16 protein-coding genes and 2 pseudogenes are annotated in these 19,175 nt (G+C 62.2%); 3 read left to right on the top strand and 15 right to left on the bottom strand.

The window, feature by feature from the left end:
• Positions 1–7 precede the first annotated feature (7 nt).
• Complete coding sequence (locus GU927_RS13675) at positions 8–4,366, bottom strand: strawberry notch family protein (protein ID WP_161763005.1); 4,359 nt, start codon at positions 4,364–4,366, stop codon at positions 8–10.
• A 177-nt stretch (positions 4,367–4,543) separates the two neighbouring features.
• On the opposite strand from GU927_RS13675, the gene GU927_RS13680 reads away from it, so the two are divergent.
• On the top strand, positions 4,544–4,840 hold the full coding sequence (locus GU927_RS13680; RefSeq protein WP_161763006.1) for a hypothetical protein: 297 nt from the start codon (positions 4,544–4,546) through the stop codon (positions 4,838–4,840).
• A gap of 107 nt (positions 4,841–4,947) precedes the next feature.
• Here GU927_RS13680 and GU927_RS13685 read toward each other — a convergent pair whose 3' ends face one another.
• The 6 genes and pseudogenes from GU927_RS13685 to GU927_RS13710 form a co-directional block, all read right to left on the bottom strand.
• The gene (locus tag GU927_RS13685) at positions 4,948–5,565 is read right to left on the bottom strand and encodes a GNAT family N-acetyltransferase (RefSeq protein WP_161763007.1); all 618 of its coding nucleotides are present in this window, start codon (positions 5,563–5,565) and stop codon (positions 4,948–4,950) included.
• Positions 5,566–5,874 (bottom strand): type II toxin-antitoxin system TacA family antitoxin, encoded by a 309-nt coding sequence (locus GU927_RS13690; protein WP_101923207.1) that lies wholly within the window; start codon positions 5,872–5,874, stop codon positions 5,566–5,568.
• 90 nt (positions 5,875–5,964) lie between these two features.
• Positions 5,965–6,609 (bottom strand): antitoxin of toxin-antitoxin stability system, encoded by a 645-nt coding sequence (locus GU927_RS13695; RefSeq protein WP_161763008.1) that lies wholly within the window; start codon positions 6,607–6,609, stop codon positions 5,965–5,967.
• Positions 6,602–7,021: a hypothetical protein gene (locus GU927_RS13700; protein WP_161763009.1), complete on the bottom strand. Its 420-nt coding sequence runs from the start codon at positions 7,019–7,021 to the stop codon at positions 6,602–6,604. The genes GU927_RS13695 and GU927_RS13700 overlap by 8 nt, the downstream gene beginning before the upstream one ends.
• Before the next feature lie 75 nt (positions 7,022–7,096).
• Positions 7,097–7,294, bottom strand: coding sequence for a hypothetical protein (locus GU927_RS13705; RefSeq protein ID WP_161763010.1), 198 nt, complete (start codon positions 7,292–7,294; stop codon positions 7,097–7,099).
• Between the two features lies 1 nt (position 7,295).
• A pseudogene (locus GU927_RS13710) lies at positions 7,296–7,517 on the bottom strand (DUF6915 family protein); the annotation flags it as partial.
• 75 nt (positions 7,518–7,592) lie between these two features.
• Here GU927_RS13710 and GU927_RS13715 point away from each other — a divergent pair.
• Together GU927_RS13715 and GU927_RS13720 are read left to right on the top strand one after the other, a co-directional pair.
• Positions 7,593–8,735 carry a tyrosine-type recombinase/integrase gene (locus GU927_RS13715; protein ID WP_045682654.1) on the top strand — a complete coding sequence of 381 codons (1,143 nt, stop codon included), beginning with the start codon at positions 7,593–7,595 and terminating at the stop codon, positions 8,733–8,735.
• Between the two features lie 26 nt (positions 8,736–8,761).
• Positions 8,762–10,777 carry a tyrosine-type recombinase/integrase gene (locus tag GU927_RS13720; protein ID WP_217765637.1) on the top strand — a complete coding sequence of 672 codons (2,016 nt, stop codon included), beginning with the start codon at positions 8,762–8,764 and terminating at the stop codon, positions 10,775–10,777.
• A gap of 96 nt (positions 10,778–10,873) precedes the next feature.
• Here GU927_RS13720 and GU927_RS20705 read toward each other — a convergent pair.
• The 8 genes and pseudogenes from GU927_RS20705 to GU927_RS13755 form a co-directional block, all read right to left on the bottom strand.
• A pseudogene (locus GU927_RS20705) lies at positions 10,874–11,053 on the bottom strand (DUF6915 family protein); the annotation flags it as partial.
• A gap of 10 nt (positions 11,054–11,063) precedes the next feature.
• The gene (locus GU927_RS13725) at positions 11,064–11,555 is read right to left on the bottom strand and encodes a DUF6878 family protein (RefSeq protein ID WP_161763012.1); all 492 of its coding nucleotides are present in this window, start codon (positions 11,553–11,555) and stop codon (positions 11,064–11,066) included.
• A gap of 99 nt (positions 11,556–11,654) precedes the next feature.
• A complete protein-coding gene (locus tag GU927_RS13730) occupies positions 11,655–12,173 on the bottom strand; it encodes a DNA repair protein RadC (protein WP_161763013.1) in 519 nt (172 codons plus the stop codon).
• A 250-nt stretch (positions 12,174–12,423) separates the two neighbouring features.
• On the bottom strand, positions 12,424–13,575 hold the full coding sequence (locus GU927_RS13735) for a DUF4274 domain-containing protein (RefSeq protein WP_161763014.1): 1,152 nt from the start codon (positions 13,573–13,575) through the stop codon (positions 12,424–12,426).
• A gap of 379 nt (positions 13,576–13,954) precedes the next feature.
• Positions 13,955–15,154: a DUF932 domain-containing protein gene (locus GU927_RS13740; protein ID WP_161763015.1), complete on the bottom strand. Its 1,200-nt coding sequence runs from the start codon at positions 15,152–15,154 to the stop codon at positions 13,955–13,957.
• Between the two features lie 858 nt (positions 15,155–16,012).
• On the bottom strand, positions 16,013–17,197 hold the full coding sequence (locus GU927_RS13745) for an ImmA/IrrE family metallo-endopeptidase (protein ID WP_161763016.1): 1,185 nt from the start codon (positions 17,195–17,197) through the stop codon (positions 16,013–16,015).
• The gene (locus GU927_RS13750) at positions 17,197–18,555 is read right to left on the bottom strand and encodes a 7-cyano-7-deazaguanine synthase (RefSeq protein ID WP_161763017.1); all 1,359 of its coding nucleotides are present in this window, start codon (positions 18,553–18,555) and stop codon (positions 17,197–17,199) included. Before GU927_RS13750 ends, GU927_RS13745 begins: the two co-directional genes overlap by 1 nt.
• Positions 18,555–19,118 (bottom strand): DUF1028 domain-containing protein, encoded by a 564-nt coding sequence (locus GU927_RS13755; RefSeq protein ID WP_161763018.1) that lies wholly within the window; start codon positions 19,116–19,118, stop codon positions 18,555–18,557. The genes GU927_RS13750 and GU927_RS13755 overlap by 1 nt, the downstream gene beginning before the upstream one ends.
• Positions 19,119–19,175 lie beyond the last annotated feature (57 nt).

Below are 19,175 nucleotides of genomic sequence, written 5' to 3' on the forward strand. Positions count from 1 at the left end.
ACACAATTCAACCATTGCGTGCATGTAGACCGGAGACCGCAAACCGCGCAAGCAGCCGCTCGAAGACCGCGACCCCGGAGGGATCGGTCGGGCAGAATAGCCTGAGCTTCCAGGCGATGATCTCTGAAAAGAAGCCATCCGCCTTTAGGCGATCCTTCTGGGCTTCGGTGAACCCCGAGAGTTCGATCCGGTTCACCCCCATGACGCGGGACCGGTGCAACTCCATCCCCTCGGCCAGTCGCACGACGGTCTTGCCCTCCAGAACGAGGGCATGGACCTCAGCGGCTGCAAGCTTCGGCGCATCGTCTGCCAGCGTGGTCGCGACCCATGCGGGCGAAACCCGGCGGCCGATGATGCGCTGGCCGTCATCGGTCTGCAGCCGGTAGACGCGGGTTTCATCCTGGGGAAGCTGCTTCCAGATCGGCAGCAAGAGACCCGCTACGATGTGGAGCGTGGCCTCGGAGAACTCGGGCACCTCGGCGAGTTCCGCGGTCCACGCGGAAGCGAAGGCTGCGCGGTCGGCCTCGAGCCAGTTTGTATCCTCCATGATCTTGGCCGGAACCGTGCTCGCCTCGGTCGGACGGACCAGCCTCAGACGCGACTCGATCGTGCCGTCGTCTAGCATCAAGCTGGTGGCGGGCACCTGCACCGCGGCACGGCCCGAGCGGCTGTTGACCAGCAGGCGTGCTTTTGGGTCGTCGAGCCAGTCGAGCGCATCCGCCAGCGAGGTCGGCGTGTTGCGCCGCTTCTCCGAGATGGTGAGGAGTTTGGTTTCCGCGCCGGAGCCGGGATGGGTGTAGATCACCCGCGCATCCGTGACGCGGAAGCTCTCGGCGCGCAGTGTCTCGAGCCCGAGGTCGTAGACCCCGGCTGCAATAGCCCCCTCGATACGCTGATCGAGCAAATCCTCGAAGGCAGAGAACAGCACGGCCTGCATGTCGATCGTCAGCGCGAGCAGGCGATTGAGAAAGGTCGTGATCGGCGGCAGGTCATCCTTCAGACCGTTGTCATCGGTCAGACTAAGCCCCGTCGCATCCTCGAAGTCCCCGAGCGAGCAGCCTGCCACGTCGCCGCGATAGATGCGGCGGTAGAGTTGGCGCAGGGCGTCGCGGGCATAGGGGGACTCGAGGTTATCCTCGGGGCGGAACAGTCCCTGCCCGCCCGTCTGGCGCTGGCCGCGCGTAATGGCCCCGAGCGTGTCGAGGCGGCGGGCGATGGTGGAGAGGAACCGCTTCTCCGCCTTTACATCGGTGGCGACGGGGCGGAACAGCGGCGGCTGTGCCTGATTGGTGCGGTTGGTGCGCCCCAGACCCTGGATGGCCGCATCGGCCTTCCAGCCGGGTTCCAGCAGGTAGTGGACCCGCAGGCGCTGGTTCTTCGCGCCAAGATCGGCGTGATAGCTGCGCCCCGTGCCACCGGCATCGGAGAAGATCAGGATGCGTTTCTGGTCATCCATGAAGGCGGCAGTTTCCGCGAGGTTGGCCGAGCCAGCCCGGCTTTCGACGACGAGGCGCGCGGCAGGGCCCTCGCCTTTCCTCACGATGCGGCGCGAGCGGCCCGTTACCTCGGCCACAAGATCGGTGCCGAAGCGCTGGACGATCTGGTCGAGCGCGCCCGGCACGGGTGGCAGCGAGGCGAGCCTCTCGATCAGCGCATCGCGCCTGCGGGCGGCCTCGCGGCATTCGACGGGCTGGCCGTCGCGCACCACGGGGCGCGACGATAGATTGCCCTCGCTGTCGGTGAAGGGCTCATAGAGCTGCACCGGGAAGGAATGGGCGAGGTAATCGAGAACATACTCCCTGGGAGTGATGTCGACGCGGATGTCGTTCCACTCCTCGGTCGGGATCTCTGACAGGCGGCGTTCCATCAGCGCCTCGCCAGTCGAGACGATCTGGATGACGGCCGCATGGCCTGCGGCGAGATCGGCCTCGATGCTTGCGATCAGGGTGGGGGTTTTCATCGACGTCAGCAGATGGCCGAAGAAGCGCTGCTTGGCGGACTCGAAGGCCGAGCGTGCGGCGGACTTGGCCTGGCGGTTTAGCGTGCCAGAATCTCCGGTGATGTTCGCCGCCTCCATCGCGGCGGCAAGGTTGTTGTGGATGATGGCGAAGGCCCCGGCATAGGCATCGTAGATGCCGCGCTGCTCGGGCGTCAGCGCATGTTCCAGCATTTCGTATTCGACGCCGTCGTAGGAAAGCGACCGGGCGGTGTAGAGGCCGAGCGACCGCAAATCGCGGGCGAGGACCTCCATCGCGGCGACGCCTCCGGCCTCAATGGCCTGCACAAACTCGGCACGGGTTGCGAAGGGGAAATCTTCGCCGCCCCAGAGCCCGAGACGCTGCGCATAGGCGAGGTTGTGGACGGTTGTTGCCCCTGTGGCCGAGACATAGACCACGCGGGCGTTTGGCAGCTTGTGTTGCAGGCGCAGGCCCGCCCTGCCCTGCTGCGAGGCTTCCGTATCGCCACGCTCGCCCTTGGACCCTGCGGCATTCGCCATGGCATGGCTTTCGTCAAACACGATCACCCCGTCGAAATCCGCACCCAGCCAATCGACGATCTGGTCGACCCGGGACTTCTTGGCTCCGCGTTCCTCCGAGCGCAGCGTCGCATAGGTGGTGAACAGAATGCCCTCGGAGAGCGGGATGTCGCGACCTTGCGCAAAGCGCGAGAGCGGCGTCACCAACAGCCGCTCCTGGCCGAGCGCCGACCAGTCGCGCTGCGCGTCCTCGAGGAGCTTGTCGCTCTTTGAAATCCAGAGCGCCTTGCGGCGGCCCCAGCACCAGTTGTCGAGCAGGATCCCAGCCGACTGGCGGCCCTTGCCCGCGCCGGTGCCATCGCCAAGGAAGAAGCCGCGGCGAAAGCGGACGACGTCCGCGGCATCGTCGGGCGCGGCCGAGACCATGTCGCCGGTCTCATCGACGCACCACGATCCCGCGAGATACGCGCCATGCGCTTCGCCCGCGTAGATCACGGTCTCGAGTTGCGCGTCGGATAGTAGGCCGTCGCGCAGGACGGCCACGGGGAGTTTCGGGTGGTGGGAAGGTTTTGGGGGGGCAACTGAGGCCATGGCCGCCGACTGCACCAGCTTGGTCGGATGCGGGGCCGCGCCGGGGATGTCGATCGCCTGCAGGCGGAAGGTCTCGTAGATCGCGTCCGACAGGCGCGCAGCGCCGAGATCGTCCGCGGCCTTGCGCAAGGTATAGGCCAGATCCTCCGTATCCGGCGTGGCGACATGCACGTCCACATTGGCCGCTGCCGTCGAACGCAAGGGTCGAGCGGCAGGGCCGGACGCACGGGGAGGAAGTCCCCGGAAAGGGGAAGCGGGCTGCGATTGAGCGCCCACGCCCGCATCCATCTCGAGGCGTGGCGGGACCTCTGCTACGATCCGGCCGAGGAGCTGCGGCGCATCGACGGACATCGGCCGGGCCAGATCCGCCGTTATGCCACCGCGCTCACCGCCCCGGCATTTGTCGAAGACCGAGATCCGGGTCTCAAAGCTGGTGCCGTGTTTGGCGAATGCGGCACCGGAGACGGCGCCGGTGAAGACAAGATGCGCCGTCTCGGTCAATCGGCCGAAGGTTTCCGCCCAGGCGGGCGCATCCGGCGCGAAACCGGCGCCAGTGATGGCCACCAGACGCCCGCCGGGCGCGAGGCGGGCAAGGGAAGAGCGCAGATGACGGGCTGTCGCCTCGGTCGTCCGGCCATCGACATGGGCCACGGCAGAGAAGGGCGGGTTCATCAGGATGACGCTCGGACGAACGCCCGCGTCCAGATGGTCGTCGATTTGCGCGGCGTCAAAACTGGTGACGGGTCGCTCCGGAAAGAGGAGGCGCAGGAGGTCGGCGCGGGTGTCGGCCAGCTCGTTCAGCGCGAGACTGCCGCCAGCGATCTCGGCGAGGATCGCGAGAAGCCCGGTCCCGGCGGAAGGCTCGAGGACGAGGTCACGCGGGGTGATCTGCGCAGCCGCCGAGGCCGCGAGCCCCATGGGCAGCGGAGTCGAGAATTGCTGGAACCGCTCCATCTCCTCGGAGCGCCGGGTATGCGTCGGCAAGAGGCCGGCCACCTTGGCGAGGATCGGCAGCAGCGCGGCAGGCGAGCCCGCCCGGGTCAGCAGCGCACGGCCGAATTTCCGCAGGAAGAGGACCAGCGCAGCCTCGCCCGCCTCATAGGCGAGCTTCCAATCCCAGGCGCCATCGGCATCGGGGCCGCCAAAGGCGCGCTCCATCTCTAGCCGCAGACGCAGCGCGTCGATCTGGACGCCTTGGGCGAGATCGGGCTGCAGCGCCTCGGCCACGGCGAGGGTCGCGGGCGCAGGATCGCGAGATGAAATGGAAACGGGAGGCGCAACTGGCGCGAGATAGGTCATCGGGAAACTCCGGAATGAAGGACAGGATCAGGCCCGGACACCCTCTCTTGGGCACCCTCAGGCCTGATCTTTCCCAGCCCCCCTCTCCCTCTCGAACCGACGCGTCCCAGAGGCTCAGCTTGATTTTGTTCCTGTTATGTTCTATATTGATAGCCAAGCCAGCAAGGGAGTTTCCCCATGGACAGCACCACATACGCCTTGCCCGCGACGCCCAAGCAGATCGCCTATGCGCGGTCGCTCGCCCTGCGCAACCAGACCCTCCTGCCCTGGGAGGTTCAGCAGGATCGCCGGTCGTTGAGTGCCTGGATCGATGCGCAGGCCCAGCTGAAGCCGGTATCCGACATGGATCGGCTGCCCACGTCCAAGCAGGTGGCCTTCGCGGAGAAACTCGCTCGGATCAAGCGCCGCGCCGTGCCCGAGGAATGTTTCCGCGACAAGGGGCTCATGTCGAAGTGGATCGACGGGAACAAGTGATCCCGACACCGGCTGGCTCCGGCCTTGCGGAGCTTCTGCCATACCGTGGCTTGGCAACCGAAACTCAATTGCCAACCTATAGGTTGGCAGGTGCGACCTTCAGGACTTCAACCTCGGTCAAACTCCTGTCCGAGCCGCGCCAGATCCGCGAGTGCTGCGTCCTTTTTCTGCAAGTCGTCCTCTTCAGCGATCAGCTTGCGAACCGTGCTGACGGACAGGAACATTTTGAGCGGGTTCGAAGGCAACGGCTCAAACCCGTAGCTCTCGTAAAGCGCCTTGCGGCGCGCAACGCGGTCTGGATCGCCGCAGTCGAGCACATCGAGCATGACGACGGCGACGCCAATGGCGTCGGCCGCAACGGCAATGCGCCGTAGGGCGTCGACCAAAAGATCGCCGCCAAACCCGGCACCGCTGAACTTCCGATCCCGCCCGATCATCGAGATATAGGCGGCAGGAATGTTGCCATGCGAAGGCCGGGTCCTCGCGAACTTCGCAGGCAGATCCGTGAACTGAACGGCGTGCGCATTCAGGGCATAGAAGCCGATAACCGTCCCGTCAGGGTCGACCATCACATAGAGGCGGACATTGTCCGCCTTGGCGAGCTTGTTCGCGGTCTTCTGGAAATAGTTGTCGACTTGCTCGACCCCGCAAGAAAAAGCCGCCCGATCATGCTTCGAAGGATCGAACGGCTCGATGGTGTAGGCGGCCGGTTGTGACGTGGCCATTTACTTCGACACAACCGTGTCGCTGTGTCGACGGAAGGCCGCGCGCAGGGCATCGGTCGGCGCAGCTGGTGCATCGAGCGCCGCGAAAAACGCCTCATGATCGACCGGCTGCAGCACGGTGCGTTCATGCGCCGCGATCGTTGCCAGCGCGGCCTGATAGGCGGCGTTCATCGTGAAGACGGAGTCGTCGACGCCGGACAGTGCCGCGGCCTGCTGGATTGCAGTCTTAATGCGCGGCTTCGTCCGGAAATTCATCCGGGCCTCGTTACGCTCATCGATTGCGCGCGTGGTATCGTGGAAACCGAGCATGGTCGCCTCCTGAAATGTCTTGTCGACATGTACGCCAGATCGACGTACGTTTCAAGCGTGCGGTCGGGAAAGTTCTTCGAAGGGTGCGCCTCACCCGAACCGCCGCCCGGCTTCCGTGAACGTGTACTCGTTGACAAAGATCCCCTCCTCGATGGCCTCGTCCGAGGTCAGGTGGTCGTATTCCGCCTCAAGCTGGCGGTAGAGCCAGCGGGCCAGATCGCGCAGCGCCTCGGTCACGATCTCCTCCGCGTCCTCGGTCGGCGGTTGCCACCTCGGGCTATCCCTCCTGACATCGACCGACATGGTGTACTCGTGGTAGTAGCGGCCACGATGGCTGACCTCGGCAGCGAGTTGATAGAAGTTCCGCCGCTGGATGGCCTGCAGCCGGTCGGCAATGCCGTGCAGCGTGGCATCAAGGGGCGCATAGTCCCGGATGCGCGCGGCGGCGCCCTTGGCGTGGGACCAGTAACCCTCGAAGCAGGCCCCGTCGCCCTGGCTCCAGAACCCGGAGAACCAGATACAGCGCTTGGCCCGCGTCCCGCCGCCCATCAGCCGCACGGGCGTGGTCTTCAGGCGGATACCGAGGACCTCGCAGACCCGCTCGAAATCCTCATAGACCGCGTCCCACCAATCGTCGTGGGGGCCGAGCTCGCGATACCAGCTGCGCGCCTTTTCCTTGGCGGCATCCGAGAGTTCGGGGAACTGGTAGACGGTGGTGCAGATGACCTCAGGCATGTGCGTCCTCCCCGTTCAGCGCGGCGGCCAGCCATTCCTGACTGCTCGTCCAGCCGATGGATTTGCGGGCGCCAAGATCGATGACATGCGCGCCGCCGCCCAAGGCGTCGAGGCGCGGCCGGGAGCAGGTCTGGGCATACTGGAACCCCCAGAGGCCGGTGAGGTCGAGCTCTTCGGCAAGGCGCAGCACGAAGCGGATGACGGCCTCGACATCGCCGTGGTCGTCGTCATGGATCCAGAGGGCGCTGCCATTGGGCGCGTCCTGGCGCACGAGGTCGAAGCCTGCGACCTCCGGGTCATCGGCGTCCTGATCTGCGGCGCGAAGTTCTTGGAACAGCGCGAGTGCTCGGGCCGCCTTTTCGGGGGTGCCGACGTCGAGCAGGCACGAGAAATGGGTGAAGTAATCCGCCATGGGGACCTCCTGAATGGGGAAGACCCGGCCAAATGGCCGGGAGCTATGTCGGGATGAGGGGGTGGTCGGGAGCGATCAGCTGGTCGGATCGTCGCCCGCCGCCTGTCGCGTGGCATGTACGCAGAGCATCTGCCGGTAGAAGCGCTTGCGCGCTGCCCGGAAGCCGCGAACGGCGCGCGTGTCGGGGTGGGGTGCCCGAACCGCTGCCCGCAGGACAGCGTAGGGCGAGGCCGTCGGGAGCAGGCCGAGGCCCTGATAGGCCGGATCGGTCATGTCAGGTGACCTCGACCACGGGCGAGGCGAGATGCGGATCGACCAGAGCCTCGATCCGTTCCGTCCGGCCCATCCAGGGCTCGGGACGGATCGCCTTCACCCAGTCAGCAAAACTCGGGATGAAGCCGAGGTCCTCCTTCACATGCTGCTCGCCGACCCATCGGATCGGGATGATGCGCCCGGTCGAAAGGGTGAGGGTCGGCCCGAAGATCGTCTCAGCCATTATATAGACAGAGTCGGTCAAAACCGACTTCGGGCGTATCGTGGCAGGCGATTTAGACTCAGTCGGAGATGCGCCATGGTGGATGCAAAGCTTGAAGGCGCCGGCCCTGATCCATCTTCGTTCGCTGCAACCATCGCCGCGTTCGTGACGTACCTGAATGGGTCGGGATGTTCTCCCAACACCGCGCGCGCTTATCAGCACGATCTTTCGCATCTTCTTTCCTTTCTTGATGAACAGGGGTGGGATTGGCGTGCGCTGACACCGGCGCGCGCGGTTGACTTGCTGATCCATCTGCGCAGCAAGCCGAGCCGTCGCCGCGGCACCGGGCCGTACCCGTCGTTGGCCGCGACCGATGGAGAACGATCTGCTCGGCTCAGCACGGCGACGATCAACCGGGTGCTTGCAGCGGTTTCTTCATTCTTCGAATGGGCGCGGTTCACTGATCGTTTTGCTGGCCCAAACCCGATCACCCGAATTCATGATCGCGCTGCCGCACATGTCGCTGAACGCCATCGACCGTTCCTGACTGGCGTCACCTCGCAGTCGGCCTTACGGAGCCCGGTGCGGTTGCGGCAGATCCATCGTTTGCCCCGCCCGATGGCGGATGAGCAGGTCGACGCGCTGATCGCGCAGCTGCGAACGCGCCGCGATCTGGCAATCATTCGCTTGATGCTCGACGGCGGTCTGCGACCAGGTGAGGTGCTTGGCTTGCACCTCGCCGACATCGCATATGGCAGGCGACGGGTGACCGTCAGGGTGCGTTTCGATCACCCGCGCGGCGTTCGGAGCAAGTCACGATCTGAGCGCGTCGTCGATTTGCATGAAACTGCAACGCTGCAGTCAGTCAGCGGATATGTCATGACCGAACGACCACAGGATACAGACAGTCCCTTCCTGTTTCTAGTCGGTGGCAGTGGCCCACGCAGGCATGAGCCACTTTCCTACGCCGCGCTGGCCAAGCTTTTTGCGAGGGCGTGCGATCGTGCGAACATACGTAAACCATGGGTGACCCCACATGCCCTGCGCCATACACATGCAACAAAGATGTGGGAGGCCGGGATGCGCGAGCTGACGCTTCAGCGAAGGCTTGGTCATGCATCGCCAGAAGCAACCCGCGTTTACACCCGGGTTTCCGATCCGATTGTTGTCGCCGAATATCGCCGTGCCCTCGGCCTTCCAGACGAGAAGGTGCAGGACCCTGCGGAAGGCGCAAAGTGATGCGGGGCCCAGTCTCCGCGGCAGCGATGCAGGCACGTTCGATCAATGCCCCATCTCTCTTTCGCAGCAGCCACTGTTCGGCCGATGAATACGACGCGTTTCTACAACGCTGCTATCCGACGAAGCAGTTCGTCCAACAACGCCGAAGTCAGCGCAAGCAATTCGTCGAGGCCTGGCCACACATTGAAGAATGGCTGGCCGCGCCGCTCGCAGTCCGTGTCGGTCGGATCAACGGGCAAACCAGAGCTACCCTTCAGGATCGACCCTCCTATTTCGCGCGCGCCTATCTCTACTATCTGGCGCTGAAAGGGCATCTACGATTGGATTATCCGTGGCTGCTCGCCGTCGGCGACCTTTGCGTTCACGACGTGGCACGGCTGTTGGATATCGATCTCGGTGTCGAGAGACTTGCGCGCGAGGCGACAGACCTAGGTCTCGTCTATGCGGGTGCTGATCGAGCAATGCGGTGGACGCTCGGGCGTCTCGCCCTTCACCAGGGACCCCAACTGGTCAGCGCTTTGCGTCAGAACGACATCAATGAGCTCCTCGTCGCCGTTCGGATGTTCGGCGATAGATCAGATCTTGGTGCCTACTGGACCTCGAGCGACCGGTATCGTCTGGTCTCCAAAGCTTGGATTACGATGATCGGCCAGCTGCGCTTGGCACTCTATCACCGCGGGCAAGTCGACGACCCGCCGCGAAAGATCATGCCATCGGCGGATTTGAAGGCGGCACAGCCTGAAATGGGCGCATTGATCGATGAATGGCTTGTACGCCGTGCACCAAGCTTGCGACCGGTCACCGTGTACCACCACGCGCTTACCGCCCGCCGATTTCTGCAGCATTTGGCCAAAACGGCACCAGAAGTGCGCACCTTTGGGCAGGTAAAGCATGAGCACATCGTCAGCTGGATGAACGCGATGAAGACCGAGTTGTCGCCAAAGACCGGGCGACCACTCACTGCGAATTCTCAGAGGGGACGCGTTGTCCGGCTGGCACAATTCTTCAAGGATGCCGAGGACTGGGCGTGGACTGAAGTGCCGCGATGGCCGCTCGTGGCAAAACGCGATCTGCCGCGCGTGCCCGACCGAATTCCCCGATACATCCCTCGTGCTGAGCTCGAACGGCTGATGGAGGAAATCCGGGCGCTTTCCGATCCGTTCCAGCGCGCAGCTATGCTCCTCGCTAGGTGGTCAGGTGCGCGCCGCAGCGAAATTCAGCGCCTATCTGTGGACTGCCTCGACCAATACGCCGATGGCACGGCGCGCCTTCGGCTGCCTGTCGGTAAGACCGCCCGTGAGCGCCAAATCCCACTGCATGATGAGGCCGCAGAGGCCCTTCGGGTTGTGCTGGGTCTCCGCGCTAAGGTCGCAGACCGAATGCTGCCCGACGAACGGACAGGCGATCTCGTCCGGTTCGTGTTCGTCTGGCGCGGAAAACTGATGAGCGGACGCCATCTGTTTGGTGCGCCATTGAAGCGGGTGTGTGCCGCCACGGGCTTGGTCGACGCCCGAGGCAGGCCAACCGTGACCATGCACCGATTCCGCCACACGCTCGGAACCGAACTCGCAGAACGCGGTGCAAAGCTTCACACCATCATGAGCGTCCTCGGCCACGAAAGCCCTCAGATGACTATGGTATATGCGCGGATCGGCGACGCAGAGGTGCTGCGCGACTACCAGTCCGTTCTGGAACCAGGCGCCATGATTGCGGGTGCAGGAGCGGAAGTGATCCGATCCGGAAATCTTGGCGAAAGCGCGGTCGACTGGCTTCGCAGCAACTTCTTCAAGACTGCGCTGGAACTGGGACATTGTCTGAGGTTGCCCTCGGAAGGTCCTTGCGAATGCGACCTTTACCTGAGCTGTTCTCGCTTTGTAACGACGCCGTGCTACGCGCCGCGGCTGCGCGAACGCCGTCGATTGGAACTGTCTCTCGCCGAAGACGCGCGCGCCCGCTCTTGGTCGCGCGAAGTCGAACGTCATTGCGCCGTCGCAAGAAGAGTCGAACAACTCTTGACCGACCTCGGCGAGGAATTGGAATGAAATACGCCCCCGGACACGGAACAGGCCGACCACCGCCAGCTTTTTGGGGAGCGCGGCGGTCGGCCTGTTCCTACCCAATACCCCTGCACCTTTACACTTGCCTGTCCATGTAACAGCCATGAATATTCCCTCGGCATGGTGGCGCAGCGCCCGATGCCGAAAGTCCGCATGCAGCATTTTGCTGGCGTCAAACCACGAATGCACTGCCATGAAGTCGTCGACCGTGCCGCCCCATTTTTTCACCGAGGAAAGCGCATGGTGATACGGATGTGCCATCGCCGCCCTCTCAGAATTCATGGGTGAAGAGTTCGGACGATGTGAACCGTTCGTTGAACTCGAGATGGATGCAGCGCGCGCTGGCGTCGAAACAGAACTCGCCATAGGCCCCGTCGTTGTTTTCCCAACCGCCGTGGGTATCGCTGAGGAAATCATAGGCGAACTGTTCGACGACATCCTCGAGCGAAAGCTGCCGCATCTCGACTTCGGGGCTGTCCCAGGTGATGGCGGCATAGGGAATTTCCACGGCAGGGAAATCGACGGCGGTCTCCCCGGACCATGCGGCAATGCTTTCGATCTGGCCGCTGTCGCCCTCGCCATCGAAGGTGACAGTGACATGGGAAATGCCGGCGGCCGTCAGGGCGTCAAACAGCCGATCTTTGTTGGCCGGACGCAGTTCGGCCTCGCGGACGGCTTGTTCGGCCTGCACCGCGAACACTGCGGCGAAGTCGATCGTGGACGGCGGCATCGGCGCCGGGAGGGTGGGTTCAACGTGGGTCATGGGGGTCTCCGAAGAAGGGGGAAGGGTCGGAGCCCGCCGGGCACTCTCTAGCCCCGGAGAAGCTCACAAAAGCCCCCCCCCTCCTCTGCCTCTCTGGGGTCATGCCGCGATCTGCAGGGCGCGTGCAGCAAAGGCGCGCCAGAGTGGATCGACGAGGCGGGCTTCCAAGAGATCGGCACGCTGCCGCAGGCGGGTTGCGAGATCGCTTTCTTGCCAGTCCGCCGCGCGGCTTGCCTGCGCCCGAAGCTGGCTCGCTTCCATAACCACAGCCCGGGCCTCGGTTGCGGTCATGACAGGAACGCACCAAGCGACAGCGCCGTTCGCTGCAGCGCCGGCAAGGACAAGACGCTCATCGCGGTCAAGGATCGCCACCATACGCGGCGCGTCCTCAGGCTCCAGTTCTTCGGCCATTTTTATCGCGCCCCGCATGGCCTTGGCCAGCGTCGCAAAATGGCTGATGAGCCAGGGATGGGCCTCTCCTGACATCGCAGCCGGCGTGTTGCGATTAGGCGTCGTCAGGGCAAAGGGCAGCGTAGGGTCAGCAGTGGCTTGCGCGATGTCTGGCACGACGCCAGCCGGAAACGGGGTCGATAGGGCCGGAAAGGGAAGGTCGAACATGGGAAATATCTCCGACGTTGCAGGAAGCCTCTCTCCCCGCCTCAAGCGTCAAAGACCAAAACCGCCGCCCTCTTCCTCGAAGGGGTGGCGGATAATCGAAGCTTACTTCAGCAATGTGAACCTTCCGGACGTTCGATGCAGGTCCTGGGTTTCCGCTGGCAGTCGCGCCAATACCGATGTTAAGGGCGAAAAAGCTGCCCAGGGCGGCGCGGCAGCTAAGAAGTGACAATGGCGAAAGCGGCCATTCGTCCTACTGAAGCGCAGAAGTCTTGCGCCAAACTCGGCCCGGATATCTAAGATGCAATCCGGCATCATCCCAGAAGTCATAGGGTGACCGCACCAGGCCCGGCATTGGCTTGTTTGGCGTATCATCTATAGCCAGCAGTCCAATCGGGGCGGTGGGGGCGGAGATTCCCGTCGCATGGGAAATCCTGTTCAGCATCGCCGCAACGGCTTTATCGTCGAATGGCCCGTCAATTCTCTCCGCGATCGGCGTGATGTCACCTCCGTCTGGCGCAATGCCGAACCAGACATAATAGCCGGAGTTATATCGCTTGATGACCTCGTGAAACTTCGTCAGACGCGGTGCGTCATTGCTTTTGGCTGCGATCTCGAACAACTCGGTTGCAACGAAGCCACGAATGAAATCCGATGCGGTGGCCCGATCGCATTCCGGCTGTTCCAAGATCCAGAAAGCAGCATCAAGACGCCCCCGATGATTGATTTCGTGAAAGTCGGTTGCAACGCCGTGCCACAAATACGGGTCCGGGTGCGGCAGGCTTTGCAGAAAGGCAATCCAGCCGTCTTTCAGCAGATGGCCCATCTTTGTGTTGCCCACTGCCGCTTTCCATTCGTCATGGGCTTGCCGGTCTGAGGCGCCCTTGCCACGAATGTCCTCAACCTTCTTGCGCAGTGCGAGAAAGGGGGCGGTGTCAGCGACATCGTTCAAGAGCGACTGGCGCCGCTCCTCCGGTCCGGTGTCCAAGGCGTAACTTTGCAAGAGATACAAGCTATGAAGTTCCGCATCTGTCTGCCTGCCGGCTTTGCGTTTTGCTGACCATTCCGCCGACAGGCGACTGATTTCCATTGCGACCACATATCGGTCGGTGCCCTTTGCATGCGGGTGCGACTTCACCATCATCATGTTATTGACTACCACCGCGGTCATCGCGGTGTGCTGCCTCTTGCCCAGGCCCGGGGTGCCGGGCTTCATCAACCCCATTCCGACTTTGGCCCGTTCACGACGGCGCACCACAAATAGAACAATCGTCACAGGTGCCAGGACCGCGAACGCGATACGCGCAATGCCACTTGCCGGAGTATCCGATGGGATCGCCAGAAGCCCGGACAGAGATAGTGCGATGAGGCCAATGCCAAAAAGAGGGTCAAGAAATCTGAGCATTTAGAACTCTACTCCGGATCCCGATCAAAAGGCATCGGTCTTGCGTGTTTCGCAATCATCGTATGTGATCGGAAATCCCGGCAGAAGTGTGGCCGCTTGGATGAAGCCACACCACAGCGCGCAACGATGTGGTGATGGTCTGTTCAGGGCCGATCACTTTGCAGCAAACGCAAGCGGACGGGCCTCGCTGCGAGACGTACGAGTGTCGCTGATGAGAAATGCTGCCAAGCGGCGTGGGCCGAGGCCTTCCGGCCGCTTTGGACCTAGGTGGGTTGCTGAGACCGTGAAGAGTCTTTCACCTGGCCCAGTTGAAAGAGCGTCTCCTTTGGGCTCTTCTCGACGAATTCGGTGGGGCGCCAGCGAGGCGCCCCACCATATGTCAGCCAACCCGGTCGAGGAGCTTCTTGGCGCGCCCTTCCATGTCTAGGCGGGCATCCTGCTGGGTCTTGTCGCGCGCAAGTCGCGTGATGCCCTGCACGAAGTCGAAGATGCTTTCGGGCGGGCGGCCCTCTTCCATCAGCACCTTCTCGATGATCTTGCCGGACTCGGTCTTCGAGAAGCCGCGCTTTCTCAGGAAGTCATCCCGGTCCTCGTCCGTCCGCGCCACGATCTGCTGGCGCGCGGCCTTGATGCCGTTCACGAAGCCCTGCGGCGAGGAATTGGCAAACCGTGTCAGCGCCGGAGCCGCCTCTTGGGCAAAGCGCGAGGCCGCGTATTTCGAGTGGCGGATGGTGATCTCCTGAAAATCCTCGACGCCCCAGAGGTTGCGGTTCTGGCACACGGCCCGCAGGTAGAAGCTCGCCATGCCGAGGGTCTTGGCACCGACCTCGGAGTTCCAGCAATAGAAGCCCCGGAAGTAGAGATCGGGGGAGCCGTCTGGCAGACGGCCCGCCTCGATCGGGTTGTGATCGTCGACCAGGAAAAGGAAGACATCGCGGTCCGAGGCATAGAGCGTGGTCGTGTCGCGGCTGATCTCGACATCGGGGTTGTAGACCCCGGTCGACCAGTCGAGCACGCCCGGCACCTTCCAGCGCGTGTCGCCCGTCCCATTGCCCGCGATGCGCTGCACGGCCTCGACCAGCTCATGGTCATGGATGCGGCCATAGTCGGGGCCGGTCACCGCACGCAGTTCAGTGCCGCCATCTTCGGTCTCGAAGGTCTTCACCTGCTCGGCCCGGTGGTTGGTCAGGCCGTATTGCAGGTTGATCCCCGCCAGCGGCGCAGGCAGCTGTCGCAGATAGGAGGCCGGAGCGCCGACGATGCTGGCAAGCTGGCCAAAGGCCCAATGCGTGGGCGTGACCGGCTCATGCGCTTTCGGCAGGACCAGGTGCAGCCGTTCGGGGTTGTCGCGCGATGCCTCGACGCGAATGTCCGCCGTCTGCACCACCCGGCTACGGCTACGCTCAGACCGACCCTTCACCGATGCCCAGAGATCGTCGAGCGACAAATACCTCTCATCATCGGGCCGGTTGAACCATTCTGACGACACCCGCCCGTTCCGCTCGCCCCGGCTGACATCCACTTTCCAGCCACCCGCCCGCGTCGTCTGCATCGGGTCCAAAACTTCCACAACACCCATCGGTAGTCTCCCGCGACAGGCGCCGGGAGCCACTCTCCCGAGCCTAAACCCGTCGCGAAAGCAACCAGCGCAGCTCTGACTCTCAATTGGCTTTGGCGGGAACTGGCTGGCGGCAGCGCCGCGTCACAGGCGCGGAAATCTGCATCTTCCAAGTAACACCCTCTCACGTTGACATACAAACTCGCAAGAGAACGGATCGTCAGGTGCTGTTCGACCGTTACCAAAACTGCAATGCTTCTTGAATCACAACAACTTATCCGCTCCGAAAGCACTCACGCAGAGCGGCCACGGCGCTGCGGAAGGCTCCTGCAACGGGATGCATTGTCTTCGCCTATTAGGCGCCTGATAGCATCAAGGTGGTCAGGGGGTACGTTCATTCGAGCTAGGGTCAGTGCCGACAACACGGCGTCGGCATGACAAGCGCCAAGTGCCCGCGAAATTCGTACATCCAGCAAAAGCTCTGCCGTAGATGCTACGCACAGATTAGGAAACCGGCTACTGCATATGCGGCTGGCCTTTTTCTCGTCAATTAGCGCTATGGCTCCCATCGCATGAGCCTGCGCAATCGTTGCTGCCTCTCCGTCATCAAGGGTTTCGGAAGCAGGACCCTCGATTAGCGAGCGGTAGACAGGCTCGGCATTTTCAGCCAAATCAACGATTGCAATAAGGCCCCGTCCTGCCAATGCGTCCACCACGGATGAATCCTGGTGTCCGTTTTTGGTACCCCTTTGCAGCTCGTCAAACGCGTTCTGGGTGACATGAATGGCGCAGACTGACGCCTTAACTATCGCCTCGAAATGCCCGGTTGCATTCAGGTTGATCAGGACACTAGCGTCAGCGACGATGATGTGTCTCGGACTAGTAGGAAATCTTGACAAGGTCATTTGCCTCTCTTTCCTCGTTGTCCGTGCCATCAAGAAGGGCGCGCAACTCGTACCGGTCCAGCCTGAGCAATCTTGCCAGCTGGCCTTCACTGTATATGTCCCGCTTCCATGCTTCACGCGCCAGCAACGATACCCTGAGTGGCACCTTGCGCCGTGCCTCGTTCCGGAATGCGGTCAGATCGGCCGTGTCTCCCAATACTGCACGCACCTGATCATCGGAAATTCCACCATTAGAGACAAACCAGTTCCACGTCCCTTTCTTAGCAAGTTCAAGCTCTTCAAGCCGCCTGGTCAGCGCCTCTCGTGAAACGCCAAAAGCATGGGCCAGGAGAATAATGTGGCGGCGGGTGAAATGGGATTGTCCTGCCGTAATCTCTAGGAATCTTTCCCGGACCGGCCTTGCGGGCATCAGAAAACACCTGGCGAAAGCGTCGGCGTAAATTTCCTCGCGCGATTGGCGGTGATCCCCTTCCGCCATTACGTCAGGCTGATGGCGCGCTGATATGAAATGCGCCAGCTCATGAAGAGCCGTCTGGATCAATCGTGATGGTGGGTGATTGGAGTTGAGCAAAATACTCGCGCCCGAAATCTCGTCGAAGGCAAATAGACCTGATATCGAACCGTGTAGCGGGCGAAGGAAAACCCTGATGCCAAGCTGCAACTCAAGCAGTGAAATGATGTCGAGGCACGGGCCCGAACCAAGGCCAAGCCAGGTGCGTAATTCCTGTGCATCCAGCTCAGCCTGCTGACGTATATTGCCAGGCAGAACGGGTCTTTCGGGTGGATAGTTTCGAGAGCGCGAGACGCCGAGTGCGTTCTCCAGTTCGACTTCGGCGCGCACGAGATCATTCAGGAGCCTAACTGCATCGAGCGCGGCCTCGTCGGCCGTCATGGTCAGCTTCCGAAACCGTGGTATCATGTCAACGTGAACGCTCTCCCGCCGGAGCAGTGCGTTTGCAGACGTGCCAAACAGCGCAGCAAGTTTCTGAAGCTCATCGGTGCGGACCCGCCGCTGCCCCTGCTCCAGGGCGACGATCGTCGTTCTGGCGGCGCTGATCGCTTGGGCCGCCGCCGCTTGAGTGATACGTGCGCCCTCCCGCGCAATCCTCAACCTTTCGCCAATTTCCCGGTCACCAAGTATTTCGCTGTTTTCACTCATCAGTTCCTCCGTGCCCACTGTCTTACGAGCGAGCGGTCGCCGAGCGAGTCCACATACGAATTCCATTCGTCTGCATGCTTCCCCAGCATTCTTGCAAGCCTGGTTTCCACTTCCCCGGGCGGCAGCCCGACCGCGCCCGACAGGATTCTCGCCTGACGCCGCAGGTGGGGTGTATTCTCCGGGAGCGCCAATTCCGCAAGGTGTTCCATGTGCAGGACGGCAGCGATCAGGTACTCTCTGAAAGCTCTGTTCAGTTTGCCGAAACGAGGATTAACTGCATCGGCAAGCGTGGCTGCACCGAGATCAAATGCAATATAGGTGTCTGGCGGTTCGGCCTGACCGGCGGCATGTACGCTCATGCGCCGAAGTAGGCATGCGGCACATGCCCCGCATTGCCGGAACTTTCCGTCAATGGAGCTCCATTGCGAGCCTTTCCAGCACGAGATCGTATTTTTCCAGTCAACTGACGCCGGTCCGAGTGAGATATAGCTCGCTAGAGTTTCTGCCTTCGTGTTCCACAGACGGGGGAACACGTATTCGATCCTTCTCCCTAGAAGGGCTTCCAGAAAGTCTGACATCCGCAGAAGGAAGGCGGGATGGTTCCGGTAGTCAGGATAGATTTGACCAACCGAAGCAAGCACGGGACCCAGAGCACCCTGACCGCTTTCCGGAACGATGCATTCACCAGCGCCGCAAATGTACGCCGCAAGGCCGCTGACCAGCGAGAACTTGAAGCCCCGGTTGCGTGCACTCGTCTCGGCACTGTGGATTCGTCGAGAAAAACGGTAGGGCAACGCGGTAAAGGGCTGTCCGCGCTGAGGGCGCCCTTTCTTCTTTGAGCCCAGCCTCACGAGGACAAGGCTGCTTTTGTAGGTTGCCCTAACTAGCCCGTTTACCGCCCGCGAATCCATGCCGTCGCTGTAAGCCAGCGTCGCCCGCACTCCGGGGTGAAGATCAAGTTGCTGTTGGCGGGGCAGCGTCTCGCGGGTGCGACGTTGCCGAAATGAAATGTGCCAGTCGTCTCCGGTCAGGAAATTGAGCGCGCTTACCAGCGTGGACCGAACGTCCGGTTTCTCCCAGCGGGCGAGATCATGCACTGGTATCGAAACCGCAAGATTGCGCGCCCAGGATTCCGATGAACGCTTCCGGAACCTGTCCGCAAACTCGATGCCGCCAGCCAGTACCATGGCGTCGAACACGAGCGGATCAAAGTCGGCAACCGCATAAGAGTTCAAAGCATCAATCGAGAACTTAAGCTCGTGGTCAAGTCTCAGGGGAACAGAGTCGGGAATGGAAGCGGTTTCGCCGGTGGCGAGCACCTCGATACGGGTTTGACTGGGGGAAGCGTTCCGCGCCATCACAAGGAAACCCCGTCATCAAGACCGTCCTGCTTGCGAATTCGGGCGTTTGACGGACTGCGGCTTGCGGTGTTGCAGATTTCACAGGCTATGGTTGCGGTATCGACTGCCTTTCGGGAACCGGAGAGGCGCTGGCGCATCGAAATTGCCGAACGGTCACCCTGCTTGCGCAGGTAGTGCTCCTCGATCTGCCTGGACGCGGCCCTGAGCTTAATGTCCACAGCTGCCTCGCAAGCTGCACTCATTGCCTCTGCGCCACTGCCACCATGCCGGATTTCATCGATGCTGCAATCTATCAGGGCGTTCCAGCTCGCATCGCCTGGACGGGCAATACGCAGGGCGTCAAGATCGCCTTCAACTGCATCATGGAACAGGCCAGCCTCATCACCGGCTCGCATGGCGTCCCGCAGCTTTTCGATTGGCAAACCGCCGAACTCCTTGCGAATGGCCACAAGCATGGCTTCGGAGACTTCTGCATCCGAGAAAGCGCGGTTTGCGGCGCGTTCGGCAAGGTCCTGCCATCGACGTGGCAGTGGCAAGCTTTTGTGGGGTCCGTCGCTCATGCTTCCTCCATGTCAGGAGGATGGCACAAGATATCTGACATTGTCAACATAATCTCA

The organism is Paragemmobacter amnigenus (assembly GCF_009908265.2).
In the GTDB taxonomy this organism is placed as follows: Bacteria; Pseudomonadota; Alphaproteobacteria; order Rhodobacterales; family Rhodobacteraceae; genus Paragemmobacter; species Paragemmobacter amnigenus.